The sequence below is a fragment of the Streptococcus sp. A25 genome (genome assembly GCF_043674095.1).
GTDB lineage: Bacteria > Bacillota > Bacilli > Lactobacillales > Streptococcaceae > Streptococcus > Streptococcus suis_V.
On record NZ_JBIMJO010000002.1, the window covers coordinates 155908 to 161907 of the forward strand.

Here is a 6000-nt window from a genome sequence, read left to right on the forward strand (position 1 = left end):
TAGCAATTCATTTTCAGCAAAAGAAACAGGCTTATTTTGAGGGTTATATTTCTTTTTCAATAAGCTATACATATCTTTTATGCTGTTTTTATCAACACCTAAAATTAATCTAACAGCTTCTTCTTCAATAAATCTATTATGCTGCTAAATAGTTTATAGGACAAATAAGTATAACAAAATAACCCACCCGAATATCGTTTTTTTTATTTGGTGAGTTTGTTCTTTCAAATACGAAACAAAAAGAGCCGATGATTCGTGAATTGTTCCACAATTTCATCGGCTCTGCGTCTTAAGCGTCTGGCTCTTTGATGACAGTTATCTTCAAGTTGTCAACTTTAATCAATCTTTCTTGTCTGCATTTTGGACAATAAAGGGGATAATTCTCCAAAACAGTGTCCTTCCTAATTTTATTACGGGTTTTGCTCCCACAAACAGGACACAATATCCATTCGCATTTCATCATAATTAGTCTCTAATCCTTTCAAATCTCATTTTATATGACTTTTGCAAGCTGTTAAGCTAACTTGTGGAACATATGCCGAACCTTATCTATACGGCTATTCGGGCGGCGGGGTTGGCAAATAAATTTACCAATAGCTGGCTGGTATCCTTTTAACTCTGTCAAGCAGACTCCCTGCCCATTTGTGAAATAAGTTAAATCGTTCCTGTATTCTTGAATACATCTAGCAGGGATTTCTCCTTTCAGAATGACCTCGTCATTCTTTATCTGAGTACTTACAATATCTGCACAATACCTTGGAGCATCATGATACGCCCGTGAGAGATATTCCTGCGGTGCATAAATTTCAAAGTGGAGATATGGCTCTAATAGTTCTGTCCCTGCTTTTTTTAAAGCCTGCTCCAATACGATAGGGGAAAGCAGCCGAAAGTCTGCGGGGGTACTTACAGGACTATAATACAATCCATATTCAAAACAGATTTTACAGTCTGTCACTTTCCATCCATACAGCCCCTGCTCGCAGCCATAAAGAACCCCCTCCATAACCGCATTTTGGAACGATTGATTTAAATATCCAAGTGAAACTCTGCTTTCATACTGCACTCCGCTTCCAATAGGGAGCGGCTCTATGGACAACCCGACAGAAGCCCAGAAAGGATTTGGCGGGACTTCTATGTGGATGGTATATTCTGCTTTTCTAAGCGGTCTTTCCAGATAAATAACCGAAGGCTCTTTCATAGCCACGCCCACATGATATTTTTCTTCTAATAGCGAACAAATAACTTCTAACTGTACTTTTCCCAAAAAAGATAACATAATCTCATGTGTAACAGTATCAATGTCAAAATGCAAAAGAGGGTCTGTATCAGCAATCTCTGCGAGGGCATTTAACAGGGCTTCCCTTTGCTCCGGCTTTTGCGGCTCTACCGTTGTCCGAAGTAATGGCATGGGATTATCAATCCGTGTTTTATGAGGCAGGAGTTTTTCATTTCCTAGAATGTCGTTCAGTTTCAAAGTATCATCAGCTAAAATAACAATTTCTCCCGGATAAGCGGTGTCTGTCCGAACAATTTCCCCTTTGGATGGAATACGCATCTCTGTGATTTTCAGCTTTTCTCTCCCGGCCAGGGCCACCGTATCCCGCAGGCGCAGCGTTCCGCTGTATAGCCGTAGATAGACACGCCGCTGGCCGCAATCTGTATACTCCACCTTGAAAACGCTGCCGCATAGGGCGGCGCTCCCCTGTTCCCCAATCGGTTGGAACAGCCCTGTCACCGCATCCATCAACGGTTGAATGCCAAGGCCCTTTTTGGCGCTGCCATAATAGACCGGGAACAGGGAGGCGTCTTGAACCCGCCGCTGTTCCTCCCGCACAAGTTTTTCCCGGCTGATTGGTTCTCCTGCGATATACTTTTCCAATAATTTATCGTTATTTTCGATGACCGCATCCCATGCTTCTATGTCGGTATTTTCCTCCAGGACTATTTCCGGGGACAGCGACACCGTCTGCTTGATGATAATATCGGCGGAGAGCTTATCCCGAACAGACTGAACCACGCTCTGCAAATCAATCCCCTCTTGGTCAATTTTATTGATGAAAAAAATTGTCGGAATCTTCATTGTCTGTAGTGCATGAAACAGTATACGGGTCTGTGCCTGTATGCCATCCTTTGCAGAAACTAATAATACTGCTCCGTCTAATACGGATAAAGAACGGTATACTTCCGCCAAAAAATCCATATGGCCTGGCGTATCTATAATGTTGACTTTTACATCCTCCCACTGAAAAGATGTCACTGCTGTCTGGATAGTGATTCCCCTTTGACGCTCCAAATTCATTGTATCTGTCCTTGTTGTGCCTTTATCTACGCTCCCTGGTTCTGCAATTGCACCACTGGTATACAATAAACTCTCCGTTAATGTTGTCTTTCCTGCGTCAACGTGAGCCAGAATGCCTAAGTTAATTATTTTCATGTGATTTTCCTCCTATCAACACCCAAAAAAGGGCATAAAAATACCCAGTGATAAATACTCCTATCACTGGGTAAATAACTCCAATAGCCCCAAAACACTTATATGTTTTCGGGCATATAAAATTACATGATAAAAGTATTCTTAAACTGGGTACAAAAAACTAAGCCCCATATTAAAAGTGAAACGGGACTGCTACTTTTTGTTCCCACTATCAAATTGACAGTTTATTTAAGAATACCTTGCCGCATATTTATTAACTCCTTGTATAATACTGAATCTAATTATATTCCTTAACCCTTTATTTGTCAAGTCCTTAACCCTTTATTTGTCAAGCTGACAAACTAAAGCAGAAAAAGCGGCAGGATTTCCCCCTGCCACTAATCATCTGTTTATGCAAAAATAATTTCCTTTTCCACAATCTCCCTCGCACAAGCCCTTATGTTATTGAGGCATCCTGTCCATTCTAAGGCGTTTTCTGCCTTTAGCTGTTCCGTTATGCCCTGTGCCTGTTTCATACCCTCTATGAGCCTTTCAAAGCGTTCCTGTGCCTGTCTGTTGATGTCGGCAAGGTAGGCGTTTAGCCTGCCGCTTGTAAGAAGATTGGTGTATGTAACTTTGCAGTGATGCTTCAGATAATCCAAATGCCGCTGTCCCCAGATGCCTATCGGCTGTTCTTCTTCGGCGGGTACAGTTAAGCACGGTATTAAATAATCGCCTTGCCTTTCGTATTTGCCGCCCATTTCCTCAAAAATTGTCTTTGCCATTGTCTGTTACCTCAAAAGCCCTCTTTAAAGGGCTTTTATGCTTATTTTGAAAAAGAGATAAAATCAATATATCCCTTTTCTCCGATTTTTACAACGGCATTGTAGGACTTTCTATCTTTCGTTTTGATTCCTTTTACCAGGGTTTCTTTTCCCTCTAGTAATTCTTTTACATTTGTTTTGGTGAGTTTTTTCTTTCTAAAATGTTCAGCTAAAGTGAAGGTACATTCAGGATAATTTGAACAACCATAAAACGATTTTTTTAATACAATATTGTTGCCACACTTAGGACATTTTCCTACAAGGGGTCCCGAGCGCTTAGTGGGAATTTGTACCCCTTATCGATACAAATTCCCCGTAGGCGCTAGGGACCTCTTTAGCTCCTTGGAAGCTGTCAGTAGTATACCTAATAATTTATCTACATTCCCTTTAGTAACGTGTAACTTTCCAAATTTAAAAAAGCGACTCATAGAATTATTTCCTCCCGTTAAATAATAGATAACTATTAAAAATAGACAATACTTGCTCATAAGTAACGGTACTTAAATTGTTTACTTTGGCGTGTTTCATTGCTTGATGAAACTGATTTTTAGTAAACAGTTGACGATATTCTCGATTGACCCATTTTGAAACAAAGTACGTATATAGCTTCCAATATTTATCTGGAACATCTGTGGTATGGCGGGTAAGTTTTATTAAGACACTGTTTACTTTTGGTTTAGGATGAAAGCATTCCGCTGGCAGCTTAAGCAATTGCTGAATCGAGACTTGAGTGTGCAAGAGCAACCCTAGTGTTCGGTGAATATCCAAGGTACGCTTGTAGAATCCTTCTTCAACAATCAGATAGATGTCAGACGCACGGCTTTCAAAAACCACTTTTTTAATAATTTGTGTGCTTAAATGGTAAGGAATATTCCCAAAAATTTTATACCTCTGTTTGTTAGGGAATTGAAACTGTAGAATATCTTGGTGAATTAAAGTGACACGAGTATTCAGTTTTAATTTTTCTGACGATAAGTTGAATAGATGACTGTCTAATTCAATAGACGTTACCTGTTTACTTATTTTAGCCAGTTTCGTCGTTAAATGCCCTTTACCTGTTCCAATTTCGTAAACGGTATCGGTTTCTTTTAAATTCAATTGTTTTATTATTTGGTTGAGTACTTTTTCACTCGTTAAAAAGTTTTGAGAATATTTTATATTTTTGTTCATGTTATCACTCCTGAAGTGATTACATCTATAAACAAATACAGAAGTTAAACGATTTGTTTGTAATTTTAGTTATCTGTTTAAAAAGTCATAAGATTAGTCACTGGTAGGAATTAATCTAACGTATTTATTTATCTGTGTAATCACTGTTTTTAGTCTGTTTCAAAACAGTAGATGTTTTATCTACATTACGCATTTGGAATACCAACATGACGAATCCCTCCTTCTTAATTACAAATTTTTAGCATCTAATTTAACTTCAATTCCTATTATACAAAATTTATTTATTTTTCTCAAGTAATTCCTTAAGTAGGAGTTCACTCTCCTTCACCATCTCCTCCTCTACCTTGCTCCATTTTCCAAATAGGCATTCTTGTAGCACTTCTGCTGCGGAACCTTCAGCAGTTTCAGAATCATAGATACAAGTTCTATCTCTTTGATAAATTTGAATCTGGTCAAAGAGATTTTCACTTTCTAACTCCCTCAAGTTATCAACCAAGTTCTCAACAATCCCATCGTGGTGTTCTTTTGGTGTTGCTCTAGCCTGAGTCGGATCGATGGCATAAAGCTCTTCGTAACGAATCAAGGTGCTGAGATAAGAAAGCTCTGGTTTGGTACCAATCACTGCTAAGGAAACTTGGTAACCTTTAGAAGATAATAATTGAGCAGTCTGACGAGGAACTTGAGTAGTTCGCAAGGTTCCCTCAATCAGCAAATGGTAGCCTTGCGTACTGAGTTCATCAACCAACTGTTCTACCATTTTTCCTGCAAATCCCTTGGTATAGTCCACGCTATCCTTGCCATACTTTTCTTGCAGGGCTAAGTAATTGGGATGCTGAGAACGGTAGCTGTCACCATCGATAATAATGATATTACCTTGAAATTCCTTTTGCTTGATACGATGAATAGTCGTCTTACCTGCTCCGCTTTGTCCACCAAGCAAGATAGCTTTCGGTTGATCTGGAATCGTCTTTCCTCGGGTTAAGGCCCGAATGGTTCGCTGCAAGGCCTTCTGAAACTCAGCCTCACTAAATTCTTCCAGTCTCATTAAGCCACCACCCGATGATGCACCATGTCTAACATCCGCTCTATACCATCTAAATAGCCATTGTAACGCTCTATTTCATCGAAAGTAGCGACAAGGTAAATTTTCGTATTGATCAATTCGGCCAAGTCATCACTCATCAAAATCCAAGGATTAGATTCATCATCAAAAACAATATCTTGACTATCCTGGTATCTATAAAGCTTTGATAAAATGGCTGCTCCACGTTCTTTTATCACTTCTACTTTTAAAGTCAGATGGTAATCTTCGACAGGTGTTAACATCTTGTCCTCTCCTACAATATCGACATAAGAAACGTTAAATTTCTGACAAATACGGTCGATGAGTTCAGTTGAAACAGTGCTGGTACCATTTTCGTAGCGACTCAGGCTATTGCGTGAAATCCCAACCATTTTCGCAAATTCTGGCTGTGTTAAATCGTGTGTTCGGCGTAGTGATTTTATATTGTCTCCGATCATAGATAAAGACCTCCTCATATTTGCTTTCATTATACCATAAAAAACGGATAACGCACCATATTTGGTGCATTA

7 protein-coding genes and 1 pseudogene are annotated in these 6000 nt (G+C 39.3%); all 8 read right to left on the bottom strand.

Annotated elements, in window-relative coordinates; genetic code table 11:
• Window positions 1-289: 289 nt before the first annotated feature.
• Window positions 290-463, bottom strand: coding sequence for a cysteine-rich KTR domain-containing protein (locus ACHBID_RS01715; RefSeq protein WP_002779755.1), 174 nt, complete (start codon window positions 461-463; stop codon window positions 290-292).
• A 51-nt stretch (window positions 464-514) separates the two neighbouring features.
• Window positions 515-2434, bottom strand: a complete 1920-nt coding sequence (gene tet(O/W/32/O) / locus ACHBID_RS01720; protein ID WP_394731468.1) for a tetracycline resistance ribosomal protection mosaic protein Tet(O/W/32/O) — start codon at window positions 2432-2434, stop codon at window positions 515-517.
• Window positions 2435-2823: 389 nt separating this feature from the next.
• Window positions 2824-3198 carry a TnpV protein gene (locus ACHBID_RS01725; RefSeq protein ID WP_044681971.1) on the bottom strand — a complete coding sequence of 125 codons (375 nt, stop codon included), beginning with the start codon at window positions 3196-3198 and terminating at the stop codon, window positions 2824-2826.
• A 41-nt stretch (window positions 3199-3239) separates the two neighbouring features.
• Window positions 3240-3500, bottom strand: a pseudogene (locus ACHBID_RS01730) (topoisomerase DNA-binding C4 zinc finger domain-containing protein); the annotation flags it as partial.
• A gap of 169 nt (window positions 3501-3669) precedes the next feature.
• Window positions 3670-4407 carry a 23S rRNA (adenine(2058)-N(6))-methyltransferase Erm(B) gene (gene erm(B) / locus ACHBID_RS01735; RefSeq protein WP_336382959.1) on the bottom strand — a complete coding sequence of 246 codons (738 nt, stop codon included), beginning with the start codon at window positions 4405-4407 and terminating at the stop codon, window positions 3670-3672.
• 124 nt (window positions 4408-4531) lie between these two features.
• A complete protein-coding gene (locus tag ACHBID_RS01740; protein WP_001865637.1) occupies window positions 4532-4615 on the bottom strand; it encodes a 23S rRNA methyltransferase attenuation leader peptide in 84 nt (27 codons plus the stop codon).
• A 69-nt stretch (window positions 4616-4684) separates the two neighbouring features.
• Entirely contained in the window at window positions 4685-5452 is a 768-nt protein-coding gene (pezT, locus tag ACHBID_RS01745) for a type II toxin-antitoxin system toxin PezT (RefSeq protein ID WP_001235242.1), read from the bottom strand.
• Complete coding sequence (pezA, locus tag ACHBID_RS01750; protein ID WP_000578719.1) at window positions 5452-5928, bottom strand: type II toxin-antitoxin system antitoxin PezA; 477 nt, start codon at window positions 5926-5928, stop codon at window positions 5452-5454. The genes pezT and pezA overlap by 1 nt, the downstream gene beginning before the upstream one ends.
• Window positions 5929-6000 lie beyond the last annotated feature (72 nt).

Excerpts from the sequence above, each read along its gene's own strand:
- ACHBID_RS01740 (WP_001865637.1), bottom strand. The coding sequence starts at position 4,615 with ATGTTGGTATTCCAAATGCGTAATGTAGATAAAACATCTACTGTTTTG.
- ACHBID_RS01725 (WP_044681971.1), bottom strand. The coding sequence starts at position 3,198 with ATGGCAAAGACAATTTTTGAGGAAATGGGCGGCAAATACGAAAGGCAA.
- ACHBID_RS01715 (WP_002779755.1), bottom strand. The coding sequence starts at position 463 with ATGATGAAATGCGAATGGATATTGTGTCCTGTTTGTGGGAGCAAAACC.
- pezA (WP_000578719.1), bottom strand. The coding sequence starts at position 5,928 with ATGATCGGAGACAATATAAAATCACTACGCCGAACACACGATTTAACA.
- pezT (WP_001235242.1), bottom strand. The coding sequence starts at position 5,452 with ATGAGACTGGAAGAATTTAGTGAGGCTGAGTTTCAGAAGGCCTTGCAG.